Raw genomic sequence first — 22,817 nt, 5'->3', positions numbered from 1 at the left:
CCGCCCCACGAGCACGAGACCAACTACTACGCTCAACACCAGCCCCAACCGGCGGCTGGAGTCAACGCATAGAGCCTCCACCGATCCCGGAGCGGTTCAGAGAGGTGGGCTGAGTTGGCAGGTAGGCCGGGGCGCCGGGAACAGCCGCTCGATCCACAGGCGGGTCCGCTGGAACGCTTCGCGCTGGGGCTGCGCGAGCTCCGTGAAAGGGCCGGACTCACGTATTCAGAGATGGCCGATTCGGCCCATTTCTCCCCCAGTACCCTGTCTCAGGCCGCCGCTGGGCAGCGGCTGCCCACTCGAGAGGTACTCCGTGGCTACGTCCGCGCCTGCGGTGGGGATCCACACTTGTGGGACGCGCGCTGGGAGCAGGTACGGCGCGACCTGTACGGGCCTGAGACGCAAGGGAATGCTGTCTGCGTCGTCCCGTCTGACTTCGGTCATGTGGAAGCCACCAGTTTCGTGGGCCGTGAGCCTGAGCTGGCCGCCGGCGGTGACCTGCTGGAGCGATGCCGACTGGTCACGCTGGTTGGGGTCGGCGGTGTGGGTAAAACGCGGTTGGCCAAGCGAATCGTCCGTGAGGTGGCCGAGCGATTCGCGGATGGTACGTACTGTGCGGAGCTGGCCGACCTCGGCAGCGACCACGCCGTCGCCGAGGCGATCGCCTCCGCCGTTGGCGTGGTTGCCGGGGCGAGGCAGGACCCCTTGTCCGCACTTGCCGGGGCGCTACGGGGACGTAGTGTCCTCCTCCTGCTCGACAACTGTGAGCATGTGCTGGACGGATGCGTGCGCACCGTCCGTGACTTGCTCGCACTCTTGCCGAAACTACGCATCCTCGCCACCAGTCGGCAGCCCCTCGATATTGGTGCCGAGCATGTCCTGCAGGTGAGACCGTTGGGCCTGCCTACCTTGGTCAATGGGCGACTGCACGAGACAGGCGCCGCTGACGAGAGTCCCGTGACCTCGCCTGCCATGACCCTCTTCATGGACCGCGCCGAAGCTGCCGCCCCCGGTTTCCGGCGGACCGAGGCGAACCTGCACACCGTTGCTCGTCTGTGCCAGAGGCTGGACGGCCTGCCCCTCGCCCTGGAGATCGCCGCACGACGGCTGCGTACCCTGACCGTCGATGAACTCCTGGAACGACTCGACCACCGCTTCCGCCTGCTCGGCCCCGGCGGCGGCGACCGCACAGCACACCCTCGCCACCAGGCGCTGCGCGCACTCTTCGACTGGAGCTACGAGTTGTGCACCGAGGCCGAGCGAACGGCCTGGCAGCAACTGTCACTGTGTTCCGGCGGTGCGCTGCTCACCGATGCCGAACAACTCTGCGGACACGCCGAAGAAGGGGAAGACCCTGATGCCGGCACAACCGATGACGCGTTCGAAGCCCTGGCCGGGCTCGTGGACAAGTCACTCCTCACCAGCGTCGAAACAGACGGGCGCACCCGCCTGCACATGCTCGAAACCGTCCGAGCGTACGGGCAGGAACGCCTGGCGGAAAGCGGCCGAGCGCAGCTCGCCCTGCGCCGCCATCGTGCGTGGTACCTCAATCTCGCCGCACAGGCCGGAATCGCTTATGGTTCCCCTGAACAGGCCGAGTGGCTGCGTCGCCTACGCGCCGAGCACCCCAACCTGCGGCAGATCGTCACCGCACCGCCGCCGACCGGTGAGCCCGCGGAAGCCGTATTACGCGCCTCCCTCGGCTTCTGGCTGCACTGTCTGACGTCGGCCAATGTGGGCGAGGGCGCATACTGGATGCGAACGATCCTCGAACGGCACCCGCACCCTCCCTCCCCAGCGACGACTGTCACATGGTGTCAAGCCGCATGGGTGGCCGGCTTTTTGCTGCTCCTCCACGGAGACCACAACAGCACCCACGAGGTGATCAGCCGCAGCGAACAAGTCCTGGCCGACATGCCCGCCACTTCCGGCACTGCGGACCCCTCGGCGCACTGGGCGACCAGCGCCGAACTCACCTCCGCCTTTCTACAGCTGCGGAGCTTGGCGGCACTGGTCACCGGGGACACGGCGACCGCAGCACGGCACGCGAACTCCGCCCTGGCAACCGGGCGCTGGTCCGCCCCGCTCTTGACACAGCAGCAGTGCATCGCCCAACTCGGCTTCGCCGCCGTTCTCCAAGGTGAGCGCACTCGCTCCACCAGCCTGCTCGAACAAGCCCTGGCGATGTCCGAGGCCCAAGGAAACACATGGCACCGGTGCTACCTGCTGTGGGCCCTCGCCGTCGACCACGGTGAAGCCGGGCAACCCAAGATCGCCCTTCAACTCCTCCATCGTGCGCTCCAGCACACTAGGAAGATCGACGAACACCTGGGAGAAGCAGCCCTCAGCGAGACCCTGGCCTGGGTGCTTTCCTCCCATGGCGACGCACACTCAGCGGCGGTCCTCCTGGGAGCCGTGGACCGCGTGTGGCACCCGTCCGGCACTCCTCGGCTCTTCGGCTTCGCCCTCTTGACCGCCCACCGGGAACGCGGCCTCGAAAATGCCCGCAGGTCACTCGGCGAAATCGAGTACACCCGTGCATACCAGGAAGGTCGGCGCCTCGGTCTACGCCACGCACTGGAGAAGGCGATCCGAGACAGTGAGCATTCTCACCAGGGGGCTGACCCAGCGACGGCACATCGTGATGACTCGAGAACTGAGCAGGGCACACAAGGGTGGGCCGACGGTTATGCCCCCTGAGGGGCGTCGGCGCCCGTCGGCCTGACTCCCATCTCACCCGCCCGGTTGACGGGATCTGACGTCCCGAAAGTCTACGGTGACACCAGAGCTTGTGGATGAGGCGGTTGCGCCAGGTCCGGGAGCTCGGAGGCGGCAGGAGCGGGCGGCCCCGAGAAGCCGCCCGCCGGTGGGTCTCACGGTTCTGCGCGGACGGTGAGAAGTCGTAACTCCCCGATCATGGAACATGCGGGTCGAACGGGTTTCCCGCCGGGATGATCTTCCCGTTGGACGCGCATGAGGAAAGGGCCTCTCGGTAGTTCGGGGACGCGAATCGAACCGAGCTATGCCGGGAGGCCCTAGTGGTCGTGCGCCCCCCCCGGAGACGCTGGCCCCAACGGGCGGTATGGCGACTCGACATGCCGAATCTGCCATGGAGACAGGTCCAGCGACGCACCGAAATCTACCGGTGAGCGGCCTGACACGAACCCCCTGTTCCGCGCGGAGCAGCTGAGAGGGGGGTCCGCCTACGCCGTCCGCGAGGCACTCACCGCTGGAGATGCGTACGAGTTCGACTACGCCCCGCCGAGGACCCGTACGCCCTGGGCGCCACCCACCGCGCCGAACTGCCCTTCCTCTTCGACACCTTCGATGCCTACCTAGGCAGCCCCGTCCTCGCCGGGGTCGGTGACGCCGAGCGTTCCCTGGGCTGCGAACCCGTGGCCGCTGCAGCCGAGTTCGTCACCGCCGGTACGGCCGACGACTGGCTGCTCTACACCTCCGCGACCGCCTTCCGTATCCGCCAATTCGGTTGAGAGAGGAGAGCGGCACGAAGCACGTCTTCCGCGAACCGACCATGCCGCACTGGGCAGAGTTCCTGACCTGCTGGCCACCATCCATGCCTCGGTGGTCCTTGCGTGGTGCGCCGACGGCCTCCAGGGCGCGAAGCGGTGGACACCGGCTCGCACGCCAGCGCACACGCCGGTGACGCCGTGCGGGACAGACGCACTGTCAGCAGCAGAGGGAAGGGCCGGATGATCTGAGGCAAGCCGAATCGGTAACGACCCACCAGACCGTTTGCGTTTTTCGGGTACGGGGTGTGATCGGCCTGAGGCCGCCAATGGGTCCGTGCGATGTGAGACGGCGCGAGCCGCAGACTTCAGCGTCGGCGACCTGGACCGGGTACCCGCCCGCTCCTGCTCGGCCGACCGCTGCTGAACCTGCGCCGGGTGGCGGCCGAGCAGTCCTCGAGCCATCTCGCGCAGCTCAGGACGCGCACTACGCGCCCATAACGTACCGTCAGATTTGTGACAGTAAGTGATGGAACGTATGGCTTCGGGCGGTCGGCTGGCCGCCTGCTGATCAAGACCAGCCGCGCCGGATTCGGCCGGAAGGCGGGGCGCGATCTGGTGATCGAGGCCACCGGCTGGTCCGGCGAGGCGGTGGTCTTCGCCGACGACCCCGGGAGGTCGTCGGTGGCCGTGACAGTCGAGACGGGATCGCTGACCGTCCGGGAAGGAACCGGCGGCCTCAAACCACTCACCGACGCCGACAAGGCGGAGATCAAGCGGACCCTGGAGCGCGAGGCCCTGCTGCACACCGCGGAGCACCCCACCATCACCTTCCGCTCCACCAGGATCACCGGAACGCTCGAGTCCTTCGAGATCACCGGGGAACTCACCATCAAGGGCCGGACCCATCCGGTGACCGTGCACGGGGGCAGCGACGGGGACGGCATGGTGCGCGGCTCGGCGACCGTCACCCAGTCCACCTTCGGAATCAAGCCGTACACCGCGTTCCTGGGGGCGCTGAAGCTGGCCGACGACGTGCGGTTCGAGTACGAAGTGACCGCACTCGAACCGCTGCCTGGCCGCGGGCAGACACCCCAGTAGCCGCGTGGAAGCGACGCCTTGCGTGCCCGCCTGCTGCCTCGGTGCGCCGGTGTCCAGTCCGCTCATGTGCCGCTGACGTCACCGGGCGCATCCGACGTCCATCGCGAGTTCTCCGCAAAGGGCGTTGAGTTCGCGACCGTGCCCGTTGCCTGGGTGACGCTTCGGGCCCACGGCACGCTGTAGCAGGTGACCCTGACAACGAGGGTCATAGGGCCCGCACTCCGTGGAGGGGGTACGCGGGCGCCGATGTGCAGGGGCAGGCTCGTTCCCCCCGTGATGGGTCTGCCTCTGCTGGCGTCCCCTGTCAGCGTCGGCCAGCCCCAGAGTCGGGAGGGGGCGGCCTGTCCAGAGTGGTTGCAGACAGACATTGGCGTAGCGACGCTCGAGGTGCGCACTTGACTGGCTACGGTGCTTGGGGCGCGTGGACCGTCTCTGGAATACCCCACAGCACCGTCCGCGGTGGGTTCTCAGAGCTCGTAACAGGCTCTTGCTGAGGTGGGCTGGTCGGGCGTGACCGGGGTGACGACTCTACCGTTCGGGATGGTGTGAGGTTCGGCCGTGGATTGTGGACAACGACTCGTAGGCGCTGATCGAGACGCTGCCGCCGCTCTGGCCCGAGCAGGCATCCGGGCCGCGACCGGTGGACGACCGGTTGAGCCTGCAGGACATCCTGTACGTCCCGGGAACAGCCGCCGCGTAGCTCTAGGACGCCCCCCGCTGGCCGAAGCTCGTCGCAGCCGTCGGCCACCTGGCGGCGATGAGCTTCGACGAGGTCCGGCGCCGGTCCCCGAGCAGGTGCGCCGCTCGGGGACCGATCCTGCGTCAGTTGTTCTGAGTGCTGCGGCGACGACGGAGCAGGTACATGGTCGCGGCGCCGCCGAGCAGGAGCGCCCCGCCCAGGCCGGCGATGACAGGTGTGGCGGAGTTGCCGCCGGTCTCAGCAAGGTTCACGCCGTCCTCGCCGCTCTGCGTGGTGACCTGATTGCCCGCGGCGTCGGCGTCCTTCGAACCGGCGGACTCGCCGGAGGGCTGGCCGTCGGACGAGCCGCCCTCGGCCGCGCCACTGTCGGATCCGTCATCGTCGGATCCGTTACCGTTCGAACCGTCACTGCCCGCACCGTCATTGGCGGTGCCGGATCCGTCCGGCATCGTGCAGGTGGCCTCGGCGAGCACGATCTCTCCGGATGCCTTCACCACGCCCAACTTGGCAGGGGCCACTGTGTACTTCAGCCGGAGCGCGGTGGCGGTGCCCGTGCTGTCCGTGGTGGTCACGTTCTCCAGTACGAGGTCGACGGTGCCGACGCCCGGCACCTCGACGTGCTGGTCGCCGGGTCCGTTGACGGTGACCGGCTTGCCGAGGACGGTCACGTTGTCCGCCAGCGCGGCCTTCGCGGTCGGCTTCTTGCCCGTCTCGCAGGAGGCCGTGGCCGTCAGAAGGTCGGCGCTGAGCAGCGGGTTGGCGGGCAGGCCAGGCGCGTAGGCCCGTACGTCGACGAGCTTGACGTCGCCCACCGACCGGTGCGCGTCCGCTTGGACGCTGGAATGGGCGACCTTGGCCTTGACCAGCGTTGTGGGCTGTCCCTTGTTCACACCGTTCACCCCGGCGGTGAGCAGCGTTTGCTGCGCGTCCCCCGGCGCGCTCAGGTCGCCCAGCGCCTTCTTCACCGGAACGTCGCCGACGCCCTGCACGGAGACGCCGAGATCGGCGCGCGCCGCGACGGCGGTCGCCTTGCCGGTGGAGCCGGAGCGTTCGTCCGCGGGTACGGCATAGGCCGGGCCGGCGGCCAGTGCGGCGCCGATCGCCAGAGCCGAGAGGCTCAGGAGAGCGGCTGGGCGTGCGGGCATGCTGAAGACATTCGTGTACACCTTGGAAACCCCCACAGAGACATGGAGTCGTCGGCGCTGCCGTGCTCGGTACAGCGTGTCCGCCGATGACCTCGACCCGCAGATCATGGCCTCACGGACGTCGGTCGTGCGAAAATCTGACAGGGGGTCACTCCAACGTGCGGTTTGCTCGCCTGTTCGTTGTCGGTCGCGCACCTTCTGGCCCGGTGACTCGTTACCGTCGGCTGGCTGGCGTCGCTCCCATGCGGACAGCCGAGCGTTTGAAGCGGTGCAGGAGCGAGAAGGTCTGCTCGACGACGTAGCCGCCGCCTCTCCGGCCTGCTCGCGGCTCCGGTCACCATCCGCCAGCGCCAGTACGGCCTTCCGGCGTACCGGCCCGTAATGTGGCACGGAGATCCACCGGAACGTTCCATTCCTACCCGTCGCCCGGGCGGACTTGCGTTTGCTGTGACAGTCCTGTGCGTCTGAGCGCTGAACGTCGGGGGCAGTGTTGCGGAGCGCGGAGTGGGGACCCGCACGCCGTTTCAACCGGACCGGAGAGGCAGCGTGGCAGCGGGCTGGCACAGACGATGGCGGCATCCCAAGCCGCGTGACACGGAACTCACAGCGGCCCTGGACCGCGCCCGCCGCGGGCGTGAGACGGGCTTCGTGAGCGTTTACCGGCAGCTGCATCCCGGACTGCTGGGCTACCTGACCGCCCAGCTGGGAGACGACACAGCAGCCGCGGAGGCGGCCGACGCCGTGTGGCGGACGATCGCCCACGAGGTGTTCTCCTTCCAGGGCGACGGCACCGATCTCCGCGTCTGGGCCGCATCCCTCGCCCACCGACAAGTACACGACCAGCACCGCCGGCCGGGCCATGCCGGTGTCGGGGCGGGCGGCAGCGCCGACTTCCGGCGCGTGGTCTCGGCGCTTCCCCCGGACCTGGCCGACGCCCTGCTCCTGCGCATGGTTGTCGGTCTGGACGAGGCGGGAGCCGCACGCGTTCTCGGAGCCAGCGCCCCGTCCGTGGAAGCCGCAGCACACAGCGCCGCACGGCTCGTGGCCGACTGCCTCGCGTCAGGCCCCGCGCCCGGAGCGCCCCGTACCGAGTGGGCCTGTGCATGGTGCTGACGCCTGCGACGGCCCGCAGCGTTCTGGAGCCGAGTTCTGCTCGCCGGATACCACGTGTCCTGCTCTCTGTTCCCGGCCTGGCGTCCGTACGAGCGAGGGGAGACCTTTCGTCGGTGATCGTGGTCGGTCGCCGACGCGACGGCCGGTACGCTTTAGCCGCTGCGGCACCCCCCACTACCCGCCGCGCCTTCGCGGTGCGTTATGGCCTGCGGCTGTCGAGTCGTCGGAAGCTGAGGAAGACACGCAGGTGCTGATAGCGGGCCGATACCGGCTGGACGCGTCGATCGGGCGGGGCGCGATGGGGGAGGTCTGGCGGGCGTACGACGAGACGCTGGGCCGGCCCGTGGCGGTGAAGCTCCTGCTGGCCCAGGAGGCCGATCCCACCGCTGCCTCCCGCTTCCGGCTGGAGGCGCAGACCGCCGGCCGGCTCAACCACCCGAACGTGGTGGGCGTGCTGGACTTCGGGGAGTACGAGGACCGTTTGTTCCTCGTGATGGAGCTGGTCGAGGGCGACAGCCTCGCCCGACTTGCGTCCGCCGGACGGCTGCCGGCCGAGCAGGTCGCCCGTATCGCCGCCCAGGCGGCTGCCGGGCTCGCCGCCGCCCACCGGCAGGGCGTCGTGCACCGGGACATCAAGCCCGCGAACCTGCTCCTGGACGCCGACGGCACCGTCAAGATCGGCGACTTCGGCATCGCCCGTTTCCTCGACGACCCGGCCGCCGCTCTGACCGCCGCCGGGCAGATCGTCGGCACCAGCCTCTACCTGGCCCCCGAGCGCGCGCTGGGACGGTCCGCCGGACCGGCCTCGGACGTGTACGCGCTGGGTTGTGTGTTGTACCAACTCCTCACCGGGCGTGCGCCGTTCCAGGCTGATACCGCGCTTGCGATCCTGCACCAGCACCTCGACGCCGCGCCCGTACCGCCGCGCGAGCTTTGCATCCTGTTGCCGCCTGCGTTCGAGAACTACCTGCTGGGCCTGCTCGCGAAGGAGCCGGAGGAGCGGCCCACCGCCCAGCAGGCCGCTGACTGGTTCGCCGCCGGGGCATGGCAGGGCCGTCCCGAGCCCCTGCCCGCTGCCGCACCGACGTCCCGGCAGCGGACGGTGTCCCCGTCGGGCCCGCCACCAAGCCCCGGGCTCGGGCCTGGTCAGGACGGCCCGGTCGGTGAACCAGGGCCCGCGACCACGTACATGCTGCCGTCCGCCTCGGGGCATACCGGCCGCCCATCTCGCCGTGCGGTCCGGCAGCGGCCGGACGTACGGCACCTCGTCTCACGTCGTCCGATGCTGGTGAGTGCCGTCGCCGGGGCCGTGATCTTCCTGGCGGCCATGCTCGTCGGCATGGTGTGGTGGTCACCTGACAACAGCGCGGCGGAAAACTCTCGGACCAGTCCCAGCAGTACCACGAGCCCTGATCCGGCAGCGAGTCGCTCGGCTCGGTCCGCTGAGCCGAGCGCCACTCCAAGCCCAGCCAGCCCCCTCCCAGTCCTCTCCAATGCCGCTCCAAGCCCTTCGAGTTCTGTTCTCTCGGACGACGAGGGCCAAGAGACAGAAGGGGTAGGAGGCGAGAACGCCAGGGAAAAGAGGAAGGACAAGGAGGAGTGGGAGCGTCGAGGCGAGGACGACGGCTGACCACGGTTGGGTCCCCATCCGTCCGGCGCCGCCGCAAGGGGGTGGCGCCTACGCCCCTCCGACAGGGCGCCGTCGTTGGCGCTCAGTCGTCGTCGCCGTCGTCCTGGCCGTGAGCCCCGGCCCCGTGGTGCACGCGGTCCTAGCGGCGCAGGTGTCTGCGGATCGCGGCTTGTTGAAGCCTCCTCCGCGTCCGCGTCCATTTTCCAACCTTTCGGGATCGCGCAGTACGACCTCGGCACGACGTTCGAGCCCGGCTCCGGAGGCCCTTTCGACGGTCGGCCGCTCTGACGGAGAGGCTGGCCGTCCTCCGTTCGTGGACACGACAGTGCCGTCGTCTCCCATCGAGATCCGTGACCACGTGATCATCGGACGCCTCCAGAACCGGTCGCCGAACGCTGTTCCTGGAGATCAACGAAGGCAGCCGTCCTCGGGGTGGGCTGCGCAGACGAATCCGGTATGGGGTCGACATGCCACCCGCCTCGCGGCAAGCGGCCGACAGGAACGATCAGCGGCGGCGCGGCCTCACAGTGACATCCAGCAGTAGAGCCGCTCACCGGCCGCGTGAGCCCGTCTGGAAAGAAGGAAGAGTTCCTCGGCCAGTGGCTGCGTTTCCTCGAGGCTCGCTCCTTGGAGTTCCTCCGCCTGTAGCCATCTGGCGACGACCGCGGGAACTTCGGAGTCCCGTACTCCGGCCAGTGTGTCCCTTACCAGGGGATGGAGTTCCGACACCCACGGTCCCGTCGCCCACGGGTCGTCCTCGGACTCGGGGCCGTCCGGACCCGGTTCCGGGGAGGTCGGCCACACGGTCGTCTGCTCCACCAGGTCCACCCGCCACTCCGTCCGGCGGATGGCGGCGACCAACTGCCCCAGGACGACGACCGGATCCACACGCTTGGCGTCGACTCCGTCGAACACCGGGGGTTCCGCGTGGAGCGGGGATCCGCCGTCCGTCTCCTCCAGCGACTGCACCACCGCTGCGGCTTTCGGTGCGCGGAAGCAGTCGGTCAGAACACCCATCGCTCTTCTCCCGGTCTCCGTGTCTCGGGAGGCGGTAGATCAGACGGAGCGGCAGTGTCAGTGGCCGGTCCTAGGATCGCGTCGCACGCAGTGATCAGGAGTGCTGCCGGCCAACCAACCGACCGAGCGGAGAGAGCCGTTGTCCTCGATACATGACTTCGCGACCTGGGAGCCGCTGCTGCGGCTGGTGCGGGATTCCCACGCGGAGCAGCTTGCCGCGCCGGGTGGTTGCTTCACGGGCCAGATCAGTCTCGGCAGTTGGACCCTGCCCGCGCAACAGCCGCGCCCGGTGCCAGGGCGAGCCCTGCAAGTGGCAGACATGCAGGACCAGTTCACCGCCGTGGAACGGGTCCAGGCCGCCCTCAGGGCCGACGGCGCGAGCGGCGTTTCGTACATGGTCGAGACGGCGCCGGACGGGAAGACCGTGCTCCATGTCATCGACGCGGGGCCCGCCGTGGAGCACGGCGTCAGGAGCCCTTTCGTCGGAGCCCTGGTCCTGGTCGAGGGCGCCGTTCCCGAGCCCTGGCGGCGCCTGCCCGAGGAGGTCCCGGGCGCGGCGCCGGCGCCGTCGGCGGACCCGGCGCTGCTGGAGCGGACCGTTCGCGGGCGGCTCCCCGACGCCATCGGTGCCACCGAGGAGGAGATAGCCACAGCGGAGGCGCGCCTCGGTGTCACGCTGCCCGACGAGCTCAAGGCCCTCTACCGCGTCACCCGTGCGCGGTGGCAGGACTGGAGCGGCGACTACGCGGCGCAGGAACGCGTCAGCAAAGCGGTCGGCTGTGAGCTCTTCCCCCTGGACGGGCTCTACATCGCGGACGCCCGGTCCCGTCCCTGCCCTTGGCAGTTCGCCGCCAAGGACGCGGTCGTCACCGCACCGGACGCCGCCGTGCAGGGCCTCGTCGGCTCGCCCGGCTGGATCGCCTTCGGCGACAACGGCGGCGGCGACCGGCTGGCCCTCGACCTGACACCGGGCCCGGGCGGACACGCCGGGCAGGTCATCATGATCGACCACGAGCGGAGCATCGGGGCCGCACTGCGCGCCGACTCCCTCACCGACATGGTGGTCAACCACCGCAGCGACTGGCGCTCGGACCATGACTGGAGCCGTCCGCCGGTGGTGGCCCAGGTGAGCACACACAGCCCGGGCAGCATGGTGGCCGCCGCCCGGCCCGAGCTGGAGGTGCTCCGGATCGGTGGTCGGAAGGGCGAGCCGGTCGGCCTCGCCCCGGTCGCCGGCCTCCCCCGCCTGCGGACGCTCACCGCCTCCCCGGGCACGCTGGCTGATCCCCTGGAGATCGCCGGGCTGACGGGTCTGGAGTACCTGAGCCTCGGCCCCGAGGAGTGGCGCGTCCTGCTCGACGCGGGCGCCGTCCCCCGGAGCCTGTCGGCCGCCGCCATCGATGTGCAGGGCGAACAGCACCCGCTGCCGGTCCTCGACCTCGCCAATGAGCTCCTCGCCCTGTGGGACCGCCCCCTGATCACCCGGACCGTCCTCGAAGGCGACCTGGACACCGACCGGACGGCCGGGGGCACCCGGTGAGCGACGGCGGAGTGGAGGAGATGTGGGCGCCGCTGCCCGCGTACAGGGTCGAGACCGGTACGGAACCGCTGGACCGGCCGGCCCGGAACTCGTTGGGCGGGTGGCCCTACTTCGACGACGACCAGGAGTGGCCGCGTTGCTTCTGCGGCGAGCGGATGGCCCTGTTCTTCCAACTGGACCTGCCGGACGACATCGAGTTCTTCGGCGGAGAACACCTGTCGGTCTTCCACTGCGCCCACCACAACGACGCGTCCGACCCGGTGACGGCCGACGGCCGCCTCGTGCCCCGGTTCTGGGAGGCTCCGCAGCCGCCGTTCCCGGGCTCGTTCTGGCGGGTGCTGCTCCAGCGTGACCCGGGGGTGCCGGAAGCGGAGCCCGAACCGGCCGTGCGCGCCCTGCCCCTGACCCTGCGGCCCTTCGTGGACGCGCACGGGCCGTTCGACGTGCATTTCAAGGTGGGTGGTACGGCGGCCTGGGCGCAGTGGCCCGAGCGGTATTGGTGCGCGTGCGGCACGGAGATGGCGTTCCTCTGCCAGGTACCCGAGTACCAGGAGTTCGGCGTCCACTCCGGGGCCCCGGTGCAGCCCTACAGCATCCGGGACGACGCCTACCTCCTGTTCCTCGGCAACGAGGTCTACCTGCTTGCCTGCCCGGCGCGTTGCGATCCGGCGGCCGTCTTTCCGGTGAACCAGCACTGACGCCGGGGCGCCGGGGCGCGTGCAGAAAGCAGATCCTGACCATGGGACGATCTTGGTTCGCGGCACATGGAGATCTGACAGACGAACCATGGGCTGTGCTGGAAGCGTCGTTGCCGAGGGGTGAGAAGTCCGGCCGGCCGCGCCTGGTCAGACGGTGAACCGCAGCTCCGGACGCTCCCACGCGACCTTCGGCGGCGACGGGGCGACCGTCCCCACCCGCTCGGCGCCCAGGCGCCGGTAGAACTCCTCGGCTGGGGGATGAGAGACCACGCGGACGTCAGTCAGACCGGCCTCCCTGGCCTGGCCGACCATGTGCTCGACGAGGAGCCGGCCGATGCCCCTTCCCTGTGCGCTGTCCGCCACGAACGCCAGGTCCAGCTCCGGTGGTTCCAGCACCAGGGCGTAGAAGCCCAGCGGCCGCCCGACCGCATCGACGGCCACGAAAACCCGGTGCCGGGCGATGTAATCGGCGGTGACTCGCAAAGGCTCCAGGGGCAGACGGCAGGGCGCCAGAACGCGATTGGCCTGGGCTCGGGGGCTACCGCTGAGGCCCAGCTCGATAGCCCGTCACCAACTGCTGGATCCTCGACTGGGAACCGTGCCGTGACCACGTGGAGGGGGCTCTCCACGAGTTCCTGAGGTTCATCGCAGTGGAGTTCCGCCTCCTCGGTCGCCGACGGCTTGGTCACTCGGCCTTCGACCACCGGTTCCAGGCGGCCTCCAAATCGGTATGCAATACGAACCGCGGGTCAGCGCCAATCGATGCGCGGAGCTCGGCGGGGGCGCCGACGAGATGGAAGCGGACACGGGAGCCGACCGGGAACAGGGCCATCAGTCCGTCCCGTGCCGCCTGCTCGGCGCAGTGCAGGTCCCGCACGTCGAGGAAGAAAAGGTAGGTTCCGGCCTTGGCGCGGTCACTCAGCCGCTGCCGGACATGATGTTCCGTGGCCGGTCCGAGCGTTCCACTGACCGCCATCCACGCCCGTTACGGGCCCTCCGCCAGCACGCGCAGCCGCAGAATCTTGCTCTCCAAAGACGCTCCCCCGTGCTCGGCGCGCGGCTCGTCGGTGGCGCCGTCAAGTACAGCTCCAACCTGTGCTGTTTCGTCACCGTCGCTTACGCCGCACGTTGCCGCGGTACGCGTTTTGTGCCGTCGCCAGCCTGCCCGACGCGCTGCGCGACCTCGCATTGACACGCAGGACGGGCGGTTGGCGGTTTCGGTGATTCAGGAGGGTGTGGTTCGGGTGACTCGTTGAGGGTCCTCGCGGCCGGCCCCATGCCGTCACACATTCGTAATTCTTCGGCCAGACTTCATTGATCATTTCGCGTCTACCATGGAAAGCGCTTCACCCCTGTCAGAAGGGTCGCTTTCGGTCTCCCCACGCCATCTGACCCGCGCTGACACAGAGTTCGCCGCACCGACGCCCGCCGTCGGGGTGTTGTGCTCGTGTCGGACCGTCCGTGAGGAGGCCCTTCTCTGTGCCGATCTTCAAGAGATGCGCCAAGCGCGCTGCCGGCCGCGCCGCTTCCGCCGCCACGCCAGAGCCACTGGCGTTCGAGATCACCATGGACGAACTGCGGGCGATCGAGCGCGTCACCTTCCACGCCCGGACGCGGCTGCGTGAGCTGAGTGACAGCCCTGCATCGACGGTCATCGACGCCAGCGGCTCCGCGCTCGTGCCCGTGCTGTACGAACGCGCCGGTGCCGCACACGCACTCGGCAGCTCCGGCATACCGATGCTGGTCAGCGAGATCACCAACGTGGAGGCCGCCGTTCTCAACCTGGAGAGCTACGCCGGCCACGAGGTGGTGCTGTGCGAGGGGTACACCTTGCTGAACCGGTTCGCGTTCCTGAAGGGACAGGCCCGGGTTACGCAGGAGATCGGTGGTGTTGTCACGTTGCCGGGCGAGGCGGTGGACGCTCCGAATCCAAGCCCGAGTTGACCGGCTCAGGTGAGGATGATCGGTTTGGTGAGCGCCGCCACGTGGCCCTGCGGGTGGCGTTCCGCGATTAGCGCGAACGCCGAATCCTCCGCAGTGGTGTGCCACTCGGCAACGCCTGTACCGTTGCCGGGAAGTGAGGCGCGGTGCCGCGTGCGCGGTGCGGGGATTGGCCTTCCTGGTTACCTGGCCGGCCGCGCCAGCTGGCGGTCGTGCCACTTGCTGAGTAGCAGCAGCGCGATGGTGGCGCCGATCAGTGCGCAGAACCACGCGCCGATCAGGTTGATCGGCCTCAGTTTCAACTCTGGTCGCTGCGGCCGACGTCCCAACACGGTGAGAGCTGCCTGCACATCCGCTGGCGCGCGCGCATCAACTGCATCCGGGGCGGCGGGTGTTTGTGCATGCTCCCGCACAAAAGCAGCCAGGACTTCCACGATCGTGTAGTGGTCGCGCGGTGAGTCGGCCATGATCCGCTCCAGCCCGTAGATTCCGCCCATACGTTCATCGCCCTTGTCCGAGGCGAGCTGCCCAATCGCCGTCGCGTATCGATCGGTGACTTGGCCTTCACGTGACAGAAGGTAGTTGCGGGCAGTGAACACGAGTGCACCCACGGCTCCAGTTCCTGCCGCAGACTGAATGATGGATTGCCGAACAGTGTTCAGTGCGCCGCCCGGTCCTTCGCATCGGAGATCGTCCTCACGGTGTCTCCGGCGATCAGCCAGGTCAGAGGGCCGAGCGCTACCCACCAGAAGAACACCACCGCGACGACTGTGCCCGCTACCAACATGGTTTGTCTGACTCGGATCCGCCCCCCCACGCATATGACCCCTTTACCCGCAAGGGGGGTGGAGTTGACACCTGCCGTGCCCGCCGCGCCGAGTGTGAGCCCGGCGAGTAGGCCGAGCCACTGAGCGGGAGATATGGCTGATTGAGCCCGTATGGCCAGTGCGTGTGCGCAGTTCAGCGGCGATTCGACGGTGGGGGCCGTCTGCTCTTGGCCTGGTGAGCCGGAGCGGATGCTGCACTGACCGCATCGCCCTAGCATCGAGTTCGGGCGCCACGCGACGCGGGTGTGGCGGAAACTCAGGAGGTCTGCCGGATGGCAGTTGAGGAAGTCCTCTCCGCTCTTCCCCCGATCGCCGTGTTCTGCGAGCCCATGCAGCCGCACTCTTTGCCCTGCCTGGAGGCCGAGGCGCGCACTGAGGCCGAACGGCTTGCCGCTGCTTTGGCCTCCGTCCCGGCATTCGGGACCACCACGGGGCGCTCCGCAGGGTTACGAGCAGCGGCCGTCGCAGCTGCCAGGCTGGTCCGGGCGCTGCCGGCTCAAGGTGTCCCTTTCGATGTGGACGGGCTGCCGAGCAAGTCTCCCGTGCAGAGCTACTTCCGGGTCCGCACCGCCGCCCTCACCGCCGAGCAGGCAGCCCGGCAGGCCGCTTCGGTGATCCACAGGGGGCTCATGGACTTGTGTGAAGCCCCGCTCTCGGGCAGTGACATCGCTCGTGAGACCGCCGCGATGAGGCAGGTGGTCCTGGACCTGGCAGGAATCACGGGGCACCGGGTACGTGCGGTGGAGTGGAGCGGTGGGACGCCTGATGCCCTGTCGGGGCAGGAACCTCGGAGTCAGGAGGAAATGTGGCTCGCCCGCTGGATCATCGGCCACCAGGTGCACGTCTTGTTCAATGTCTACGCCACGATCGTTCTGCGCGCGGCCGCCGAGCGATTGCGCACGGGCGCGGTGCGTGAGGCCATCCACCGACTGGTGCGAGCGACTGTCTACGTGCAGGGGTTCGCCGCGGCCCGGGCGCATGCCGCTGGCCTGCCGGCCGACTTCTACAACACCGCCGTACGTCCCACGATGGTTCCGACGGTGGTGTCGGTGCCCCTTACAACGGCTAACACAATGAGCTGAGTTGTCGGTGGGTGATCAGGCAGCAGGCGAGTTTGAGGAACGCTTCGTGTATGTCGGCTCGTCGTTCCCAGCGGATCCGCAGGCGTCGGAAGCCGTGCAGCCAGGCGAAGGTCCGCTCTACCACCCAGCGGTAGGTGCCCAGGCCGGTGCCGTGTCGTGTTCCGCGGCGGGCGATGGCGGGGACGATGCCGCGGGCTCGGACCTGGTCGCGGTAGATGTCGTGGTCGTAGCCGCGGTCGGCGAAGAGCGAGTCGGGTTTGCGGCGCGGTCGTCCGACCCGGCCTCGGACCGGTGGGATCGCGTCGAGCAGGGGCAGGAGCTGGGTGACGTCGTTGCGGTTGCCGCCAGTCAGCAGGACGGCGAGCGGGGTGCCGTGTCCGTCGGTGACGAGGTGGTGTTTCGAACCTGCCCGGCCCCGGTCGACCGGCGAGGGGCCCGTGTGGCTCCCCCTTTTAGCGCTCTGACGTGGGAGGAGTCCACCACGCAGCGGGACCAGTCCAGCCGCGAGGCTGCGTTCAGTTCGGCGAGCAGGACCTCGTGGAGCCGCTGCCAGACGCCGGCCTCGTTCCAGTCCCGAAGGCGGCGCCAGCAGGTCATGCCCGAGCCGAAGCCCATCTCCTTCGGGAGGTACTCCCACTGGATCCCGGTGTGCAACACGTAGAGGATCCCGCACAGCACCTCCCGGTCCGGTAACGCCTTGCGGCCCGGGTACCGGAAGCGCCGTTCACGCTGCGGCAGCAGCGGCTCCAGGCGATCCCACAGCTCATCCGACACGATCCACGGCGACGTCCCCACACCAGACCGAACGCTCAACTCCCGTCCCGGACACGGCAACCAGAGGCGATCCACCTCATTGTGTTAGCCGTTGTTAGCGGAAGCATGCACGTGGAGTACCGCGCCTACCGCAAATCGATCGATGAGGTGCTCGAGGTGCTGCCCGACCCCATGGAGGACCTTGCCCTGCGCGAACCAGAGCTCGCCTTCGCGCGAGAGGCTCTTCTGGAAGCCGATCTCATCGAGGCGGAGCGCCATGTGAGCCTTGTGGAACCCGTGGTAGGAAGCGCGCGATCTCTGGTGCAGCCACCGGCGACCATGGACAACGCCGTCTCGGTACTGCGGTTCATGCGGCACATGCGAGCAGCTCGGATTGCACCACTCGTCCGCTTCGGAGACCACCTCGTCGCCGAGGGTGTACGACGTCAGCAGGAGGAAGGAGCCGACGCGGCCAGGCACGGCCATCGCCCGCGTTGAGGGCATCCGGTCGCGAGCACACGCAGCCGTCGGCAGCCACCGCCGACACTCCCAGACCAGCACCGGCGTGCACGGATGGGGGCCTTGCGGAGGGCGGATGTACTGCGGCTCCAGTGCCGCGGGCGGCTCAGTGATGCCGGTCCGCTCGCAACGGCCCAGTGCAGGAGGCCGTCCGTGTAGTCGTCGTCCATGGCGAAGCCGATCCAGACGGCGCGGGCGCCGGCGAGGTGGCCGGCGCTGGAGGGCTGGACGAAGACGTTGGCCTGGTCCGGAAAGTTAAGGAGGCAACGGACTATACCGCTAATAGCGTGCCTCTTTTCGTAGAGAAGGGTGAGATTTCATCCTGTCCCCGCGATGGCACAACGGGCGGGGGTAGAGCTTTCACGTCTCTCGACTGCCGAACAAAGGGGCCGGTGTGTCTGCTCGTGTGGTCTCATCACCGATGAAGCGGCACGCACCTCTAGCACCGGACCTCAGAGTCTGAGCGGCCCCGCTGGCGTCCGCAGTTCGACTGATCCCCACCGCTCTCGGAACCAGACAAGATCACTGATTACCCAGCATCCTTTCCGCACTTCTTGTTGAGTGAAGCCGCGTCGGGAGGGCGGGGAGCTGGCGGAACAGAGTGAGGTCAAGCCATGCAGACACGATCGGACTTCAGAATCATCCCGTTCTACGAACGCCTCGGCGATCGTAGACCCCCCAGCAATTTCAACCCGGGTTCATCGCGATACGTCGGGCAGGAGACCTCCGAGAAACGGTTCGAGGTGGACAGAGAACCTGTCGGAGATGGTTACTTGGTGATCCAGGTGTTTGGTGTGGATTACCAAACTCACCGGATCCTTGTGAACGGTGAAGACCTTCGGCAGTTCGACATCGCCAGTCAGCAGCCGGGAAGGCCCGTCTGGGAGACCTGGCTTGATCCGATCGAAGAGGGGATCTTGCGGAGGGGAAGAAACACGATCCAAATTTTGCACGGCTCAACGCCCCAGACGGACAACTTCATTGTCGGAAACGTTGTCGTCCACTGGCGCGAAGAGGTGGACGGCGCCGACAGCGACCGATACGACAGGCGCCGGGATCGCGACGATCACGGTGACTACTGAGGTCATCAGTACACCTTCGAGACCGGGCCCCAGTGCACACGGACGGACTAGACCCGCTTCGCGCCGTGGTGGCCTCCGACGGCCCGCCGATGAGTGCGCCGCGCGTGTCCACCGAGGCCAACATCGTTGGGCCGCCGCACGACCTGGATATCCCCGCGCTTCTCGGCCGTACGGGCCGCCACCCCACCGACGTTGGAGGCGACGTCGATCTGCCCGGCGAGCAGCGCGTTCGCCATCGCCTGCGGGCTCTCGAAGATCTTGACCTCGATGGCGTCGAGGAGGACGTCGCCGCCGTACCAGTCCTCGTTGCGCACCAGCCGGGCGTTGCCGGAGCGGAACCAGTCCAGCTTGAACGGGCCCTCGCCCTGAAACCTCAGCTGACTGTCAAAACTTCGGACAGCAACCCCGGATCCCTGTTCCGCTCCTGCTCGGACTGGGAGTGCTACTGCGTTCCCGGGAGGCGGATCGACTGTGCGTGTCGGAAGACGTTCCGAGGGTCCCAGTAAGCCTTGGTCTGTTGGAGCCTGGCGTAGTTGGCCCCGTAGTAGAGGTGGGACCACGGCTGGTCGGACGTGTTGAGGTCGGGGTCGCCGAGGTCGACGTCCGGGTAGTTGATGTAGCAGCCGTCGGTGTTGGGCGGTTCGAGCTGCTCCGGGGCGGGGACGACCGGAACGCCGCCGGTGGCCGTGTACATGTCCTGGTAGAAGGCGCGGATCCAGGCCAGGTGAGGCTCGGCGATGCCCGGGTCTTCCAGGGCGTCCTGGTAGTCGTACACGCCGTCGAGGTTGGCGTCCTCACCCCACGTCCAGTACGTCTGGTACTGCAGTTTCAGCACGGACGAGCGCTGCGGAACCGCCGTCGCGGACGCATCGGCGTCGTTGATCCGCCCGCCGTAGGAGTCCACCTGAAGCAGGGCCTGGTCGTTCTCGTACGCCGGGTTGGTGAGGTGGTCGAAGATCGTGTCGAGCTGGGGCTCGGTGAAGTTCGCGGTGTGGTAGGCGGACTTGTACTTGCCGCACCGGCTCGGGCCGGAGTCGTTGAGGTTCTGGGTCGCCGTGAGCCAGGGCAGCCTGGTGGGGATGTAGTGCTCGTAGAGCGAGGGGTGCTCGCCCATCTGCACGTCGAACGGGGTCTGGGGGTATTCGTTCTCGGGGGCGAGCCAGTGGAGAAACTGGTTGAGGCGGTCGATCGAGTCCTCGCGGGTGCCGTCGAGTTGGAGGATGAGGCCGACCTTGCCGGCCGCGCGATTGGTCAGCTTGAGGAGCGTGAACATGTCGCGGAAGTCGAACTCGCGGAGCATGTCCGGCCCCTCGCCCGTCTGCTCGCCCTCGAAGAACGCGCCGTAGCGGCGCACCAGGGCCTTGAACTTGTCCCGATCGTTCTCGAAGAGGCTCCAACTCCAGGACAGCGCCCTGGTGAGAGTCTGGGCGGGCGGCTGAGGAAGGCCGCGGAACCAGTACCGGGTGACCACGCCGAGGTTGCCGCCCCCGCCGCCGGTGTGCGCCCACCACAGGTCGCGCAGCGCAGCCTCGGGGGAGTCCTTGCGGGCTACGGTGACCTCGGCATGGGTCACATCGCGCACGGTGACCACCTCGACCGCGTAGAGGTAGTCGACCGTGAGGCCGTGCAGCCGGGAGAGCAGCCCGAAGCCGCCGCCGCAGATGTGGCCGCCCGCGCCGACGGAGTAACACGAGCCACCGGGTACGGCGAGGCCGTACCGGCGGTAGAGCTGGGTGACGGTATGCCAGTTCGTCGCACCCGCCTCGACGCAGTACGCGTCCATCTGCGGGTCGTAGTAGACGCCGTCCATGGCGCTGACGTCGACGATGACGGCGACATCGTCGCCGCAGACGAAGTTCTCGTAGCAGTGCCCGCCGGAGCGGACGGTGATCCGGCCCGGTGACGAGCCGGTGGCGGTGCGGGCGAGAAAGGTGTCGAGGGCGGTGACCACGTCGGTGGTGTGGGAGGCCACCACGACGTATTCGGGGTTCGCGATCCAACGCTGGTTGAATCCCCGGCGCAGCGCCTCGTAACGCGGGTCGCCGGGCCCGACTTCGGTCGGGCCGACAGGCTGGGGATGGGCGGATGCGGTGGTCACGGGTGACACCTCCACGGCAGGTGGTAACCATCGGTCACCGACAGGCTCGCGTGCGGACGGATTCGGTGACTCCGCCATCCGGGTGATGGTCACGGGCGCAAGGGGGCAGCAACAGCATTGTCCCGGGCGCCGGAGCGCGCGGTTCGACGTGCCTCGCGAGACCCGGGTTCGACGTGGTTCGGAGGGCCTGGAGCGACGTCATGCCGGTCGTGGGGCACTCGGCTCGGCGGAGTCAGCACGACCTCGACTCCGTTGTCGGCACGCCGGGCAGACACGGCCGGGTCGGCGCCCACGCACAGCCGAGTGGACAGGACCGAGTGCCGCCGGTCGCAGGATCGGGCCGCCAGGAGGTGATGCCAGGGCATGCAGGCGTATGCCGGACATCGACGGTCACCCGGGCGAGTGGGCGGCGTGTCACGGTGTCCAGGTAGGTGCCGAGTTCCATCGTGGCAGCGAGGTCGATCTCGCCGTGGAGTTCGACGGCGGTGTGTCCGGCGAGGCTGCGGCAGGACAGGGCGCAGGGTGTGTGGACTGGCGGATGTTCGGCGTCCGGTGGCTGCTGTTCCTGCATGACGGACCTCACAGGTGGGGTGGGAGGCCCGGGGAGACGGTGGTCTCCTTCGGGGATGACGAGCGGAGTGCCGGCGACGGGGCAGCCGATGACGGAGGCGCGCTGCCCGAGCACGTTGTGGACGAGGGTGGGGGTGACCACCTCGGCAGACCTCGATCGGCCACGATGCGCTGGGCGGAACGCTCGGTGATCTGGCAGGCGGTTGCGACCTAGGCTAGCCGTGCGTTGGGCTCCCGGGCGAGCGCGGCGAGTACCCGCGCATGGTTGGTCAGGAACGTCCACCGGCGGTCCTGGTGATCCGTGGCGTCAGCAACCATCCCCGCCAGCGGCTCCGGGCATCACGCACCGATATGCCCGGAGTCTGCCTCGGTCCACAAACGCGAGCAGCTCACCCACTTCGTGGCGGAATCCGAGCGGCTCGGCCTGATCAGCGAGACGGACTCGGAACCGCTGACGCGTTCACTGACCGAGCCCGAGACCCCGGTACAGGTGCTGCAGGTCCCGGCCGCCGAGATCACCTCGGTCGACGGCGGCGCCGATGCTGACGAGCTCCTGCGACAGGGCGCCGACAGAGGTCGCACCCGGCTCCTGGTCTGCGAGCACGGCACCGTCCTCGGCTCGGTCCACGCCCGTGACGCCCTGGCCCGCCCGGTGCCCGAACTGACCGAGGGCACCACAGTCGCCGACGCCATCAGCCTGCTGCGCCAGCGCCGCGCCTCGCTCGCCGCGGTCCTCGACGGCTCGGGCCGCCGCACCGGCATGGTGAGCCTGGACGACCTGCTGGCCCGCTACCTGCAACCGCAGGCGGTATGACGACGCCCGGCAGTCGCGCGCCCCGGCTTGCCCGGGGCGCTCGAGCACGTCGTCCGGGTGCCGCACACCGTCTGCACACTGCCGCGCGTGCAGCGTCAATCAGCGCTGCTGACGACCGATCTTGGTCTCCGTCAGACCTCCACGACCCCCAGTTGCCGCAGCAAGCCGAGGTCGTCCCAGTTCCACCAGCTCTCGGCGATCTTGCCGCCCTGGCAGCGGAACGTGGCGTGCCCGGTTCCGGCGACGTCCCGGTTGGTGGGCTCTATCCCCTGGTAGGTGCCGGTGTGCCGGCCCTGGAAGTTGAGCCGGCAGGTCACCAGGTCGCCCTCGGCGATCACGCTCTCCAGTGTGAGCTGGGGGTTGAAGGCGTCCAGGATCTCGCCGTTCTCCCGCTTGGCCTGGGCGAGGTCCACGTCGTAGGAGGAGAGGGCGGGGTCGTGCTCCCGGTAGTTGTCGGTGCACAGTTCGTCGGCCAGGTCGAGGTTCTTGGCGTTGATGACCTCGTTGAAGAAGCGGCGGGCGATCATCTTGTTGAGCTGTTCGTCCCGTACGACGTCGAGGTCCGTAAAGGAAGGCGTCTCGTCGCAGGCGGCGACCAGTTCTTCGAAGATGCGGTTGGTTTCGGGGAGGTTGGAGTTCTTCATGGCCTCTTCGTAGGACGGGAACTCCACGATCTCGACGACATGGGTGGAGTCCGAGCGGTCCTGCCCGACGATCGAG

18 protein-coding genes and 5 pseudogenes are annotated in these 22,817 nt (G+C 68.4%); 13 read left to right on the top strand and 10 right to left on the bottom strand.

From position 1 onward, the window contains the following. Positions 1 to 114 precede the first annotated feature (114 nt). The 3 genes and pseudogenes from ADL12_RS58355 to ADL12_RS06845 form a co-directional block, all read left to right on the top strand. Positions 115 to 339: pseudogene (locus tag ADL12_RS58355) on the top strand (helix-turn-helix domain-containing protein); the annotation flags it as partial. Between the two features lie 9 nt (positions 340 to 348). Continuing rightward, positions 349 to 2,700 (top strand): ATP-binding protein, encoded by a 2,352-nt coding sequence (locus tag ADL12_RS06850; protein ID WP_244187801.1) that lies wholly within the window; start codon positions 349 to 351, stop codon positions 2,698 to 2,700. A 1,283-nt stretch (positions 2,701 to 3,983) separates the two neighbouring features. Beyond that, complete coding sequence (locus tag ADL12_RS06845) at positions 3,984 to 4,568, top strand: YceI family protein (protein ID WP_062699601.1); 585 nt, start codon at positions 3,984 to 3,986, stop codon at positions 4,566 to 4,568. Positions 4,569 to 5,390: 822 nt separating this feature from the next. On the opposite strand, the gene ADL12_RS06840 is transcribed toward ADL12_RS06845, so the two are convergent. Then, positions 5,391 to 6,413, bottom strand: a complete 1,023-nt coding sequence (locus tag ADL12_RS06840) for an SCO1860 family LAETG-anchored protein (protein WP_159053095.1) — start codon at positions 6,411 to 6,413, stop codon at positions 5,391 to 5,393. 546 nt (positions 6,414 to 6,959) lie between these two features. On the opposite strand from ADL12_RS06840, the gene ADL12_RS55440 reads away from it, so the two are divergent. Together ADL12_RS55440 and ADL12_RS06830 are read left to right on the top strand one after the other, a co-directional pair. Next, positions 6,960 to 7,526 carry an RNA polymerase sigma factor gene (locus ADL12_RS55440; protein ID WP_062699597.1) on the top strand — a complete coding sequence of 189 codons (567 nt, stop codon included), beginning with the start codon at positions 6,960 to 6,962 and terminating at the stop codon, positions 7,524 to 7,526. 247 nt (positions 7,527 to 7,773) lie between these two features. Further along, complete coding sequence (locus ADL12_RS06830) at positions 7,774 to 9,156, top strand: serine/threonine-protein kinase (protein WP_062699595.1); 1,383 nt, start codon at positions 7,774 to 7,776, stop codon at positions 9,154 to 9,156. Between the two features lie 522 nt (positions 9,157 to 9,678). Here the strand turns inward: ADL12_RS06830 and ADL12_RS06825 are convergent. Further along, the gene (locus ADL12_RS06825) at positions 9,679 to 10,173 is read right to left on the bottom strand and encodes a hypothetical protein (RefSeq protein WP_062699593.1); all 495 of its coding nucleotides are present in this window, start codon (positions 10,171 to 10,173) and stop codon (positions 9,679 to 9,681) included. A 139-nt stretch (positions 10,174 to 10,312) separates the two neighbouring features. On the opposite strand from ADL12_RS06825, the gene ADL12_RS06820 reads away from it, so the two are divergent. After that, complete coding sequence (locus ADL12_RS06820; RefSeq protein ID WP_062699591.1) at positions 10,313 to 11,713, top strand: SMI1/KNR4 family protein; 1,401 nt, start codon at positions 10,313 to 10,315, stop codon at positions 11,711 to 11,713. Next, on the top strand, positions 11,710 to 12,411 hold the full coding sequence (locus ADL12_RS06815; protein WP_244187800.1) for a hypothetical protein: 702 nt from the start codon (positions 11,710 to 11,712) through the stop codon (positions 12,409 to 12,411). The genes ADL12_RS06820 and ADL12_RS06815 overlap by 4 nt, the downstream gene beginning before the upstream one ends. Before the next feature lie 147 nt (positions 12,412 to 12,558). Here ADL12_RS06815 and ADL12_RS06810 read toward each other — a convergent pair. After that, positions 12,559 to 12,891 (bottom strand): annotated as a pseudogene (locus ADL12_RS06810) (GNAT family N-acetyltransferase); the annotation flags it as partial. A gap of 205 nt (positions 12,892 to 13,096) precedes the next feature. Next, a complete protein-coding gene (locus ADL12_RS06805; RefSeq protein WP_062699589.1) occupies positions 13,097 to 13,387 on the bottom strand; it encodes a hypothetical protein in 291 nt (96 codons plus the stop codon). A gap of 503 nt (positions 13,388 to 13,890) precedes the next feature. Between ADL12_RS06805 and ADL12_RS06800 the strand changes: the two genes are divergently transcribed. Next, positions 13,891 to 14,355, top strand: a complete 465-nt coding sequence (locus ADL12_RS06800; protein ID WP_062699587.1) for a hypothetical protein — start codon at positions 13,891 to 13,893, stop codon at positions 14,353 to 14,355. A 179-nt stretch (positions 14,356 to 14,534) separates the two neighbouring features. Here the strand turns inward: ADL12_RS06800 and ADL12_RS53760 are convergent, their stop codons facing one another. Beyond that, a complete protein-coding gene (locus ADL12_RS53760) occupies positions 14,535 to 14,963 on the bottom strand; it encodes a hypothetical protein (RefSeq protein WP_079051880.1) in 429 nt (142 codons plus the stop codon). 731 nt (positions 14,964 to 15,694) lie between these two features. Here ADL12_RS53760 and ADL12_RS06795 point away from each other — a divergent pair. Beyond that, positions 15,695 to 16,261: a hypothetical protein gene (locus ADL12_RS06795; RefSeq protein WP_159053094.1), complete on the top strand. Its 567-nt coding sequence runs from the start codon at positions 15,695 to 15,697 to the stop codon at positions 16,259 to 16,261. Here the strand turns inward: ADL12_RS06795 and ADL12_RS49780 are convergent. Further along, positions 16,245 to 17,095, bottom strand: a protein-coding gene (locus ADL12_RS49780; protein WP_107119848.1) for an IS5 family transposase whose coding sequence is annotated in 2 segments (ribosomal slippage) — positions 16,245 to 16,730 and positions 16,733 to 17,095 — 849 coding nt in all. Because the reading frame shifts where the segments join, the coding sequence is not laid out codon by codon here. The two genes, ADL12_RS06795 and ADL12_RS49780, sit on opposite strands and share 17 nt — an antisense overlap. A gap of 45 nt (positions 17,096 to 17,140) precedes the next feature. Between ADL12_RS49780 and ADL12_RS53755 the strand changes: the two genes are divergently transcribed. Beyond that, the gene (locus ADL12_RS53755) at positions 17,141 to 17,512 is read left to right on the top strand and encodes a hypothetical protein (RefSeq protein WP_159053093.1); all 372 of its coding nucleotides are present in this window, start codon (positions 17,141 to 17,143) and stop codon (positions 17,510 to 17,512) included. Between the two features lie 635 nt (positions 17,513 to 18,147). After that, positions 18,148 to 18,615: a DUF7383 domain-containing protein gene (locus ADL12_RS06780; RefSeq protein WP_159053092.1), complete on the top strand. Its 468-nt coding sequence runs from the start codon at positions 18,148 to 18,150 to the stop codon at positions 18,613 to 18,615. A gap of 113 nt (positions 18,616 to 18,728) precedes the next feature. Here the strand turns inward: ADL12_RS06780 and ADL12_RS52435 are convergent. Then, a pseudogene (locus ADL12_RS52435) lies at positions 18,729 to 18,980 on the bottom strand (ABC transporter substrate-binding protein); the annotation flags it as partial. Positions 18,981 to 19,057: 77 nt separating this feature from the next. After that, entirely contained in the window at positions 19,058 to 20,713 is a 1,656-nt protein-coding gene (locus tag ADL12_RS06770; RefSeq protein WP_062699574.1) for an FAD-binding oxidoreductase, read from the bottom strand. Positions 20,714 to 21,086: 373 nt separating this feature from the next. Between ADL12_RS06770 and ADL12_RS53750 the strand changes: the two genes are divergently transcribed. Beyond that, positions 21,087 to 21,497: a hypothetical protein gene (locus ADL12_RS53750; protein ID WP_062699572.1), complete on the top strand. Its 411-nt coding sequence runs from the start codon at positions 21,087 to 21,089 to the stop codon at positions 21,495 to 21,497. Here the strand turns inward: ADL12_RS53750 and ADL12_RS56170 are convergent. Beyond that, a pseudogene (locus ADL12_RS56170) lies at positions 21,497 to 21,601 on the bottom strand (MarR family transcriptional regulator); the annotation flags it as partial. The gene ADL12_RS53750 and the pseudogene ADL12_RS56170 overlap by 1 nt on opposite strands. 40 nt (positions 21,602 to 21,641) lie before the next feature. Here ADL12_RS56170 and ADL12_RS06760 point away from each other — a divergent pair. After that, positions 21,642 to 22,097: pseudogene (locus ADL12_RS06760) on the top strand (CBS domain-containing protein); the annotation flags it as partial. A 131-nt stretch (positions 22,098 to 22,228) separates the two neighbouring features. Here the strand turns inward: ADL12_RS06760 and ADL12_RS06755 are convergent. Continuing rightward, the coding region (locus ADL12_RS06755; protein ID WP_062699569.1) for an ester cyclase at positions 22,229 to 22,817 on the bottom strand (589 nt) is incomplete at its 5' end.

It is taken from the genome of Streptomyces regalis (assembly GCF_001509475.1).
GTDB lineage: Bacteria > Actinomycetota > Actinomycetes > Streptomycetales > Streptomycetaceae > Streptomyces > Streptomyces regalis.
This window is presented reverse-complemented; position numbering and strand designations above follow the sequence as displayed.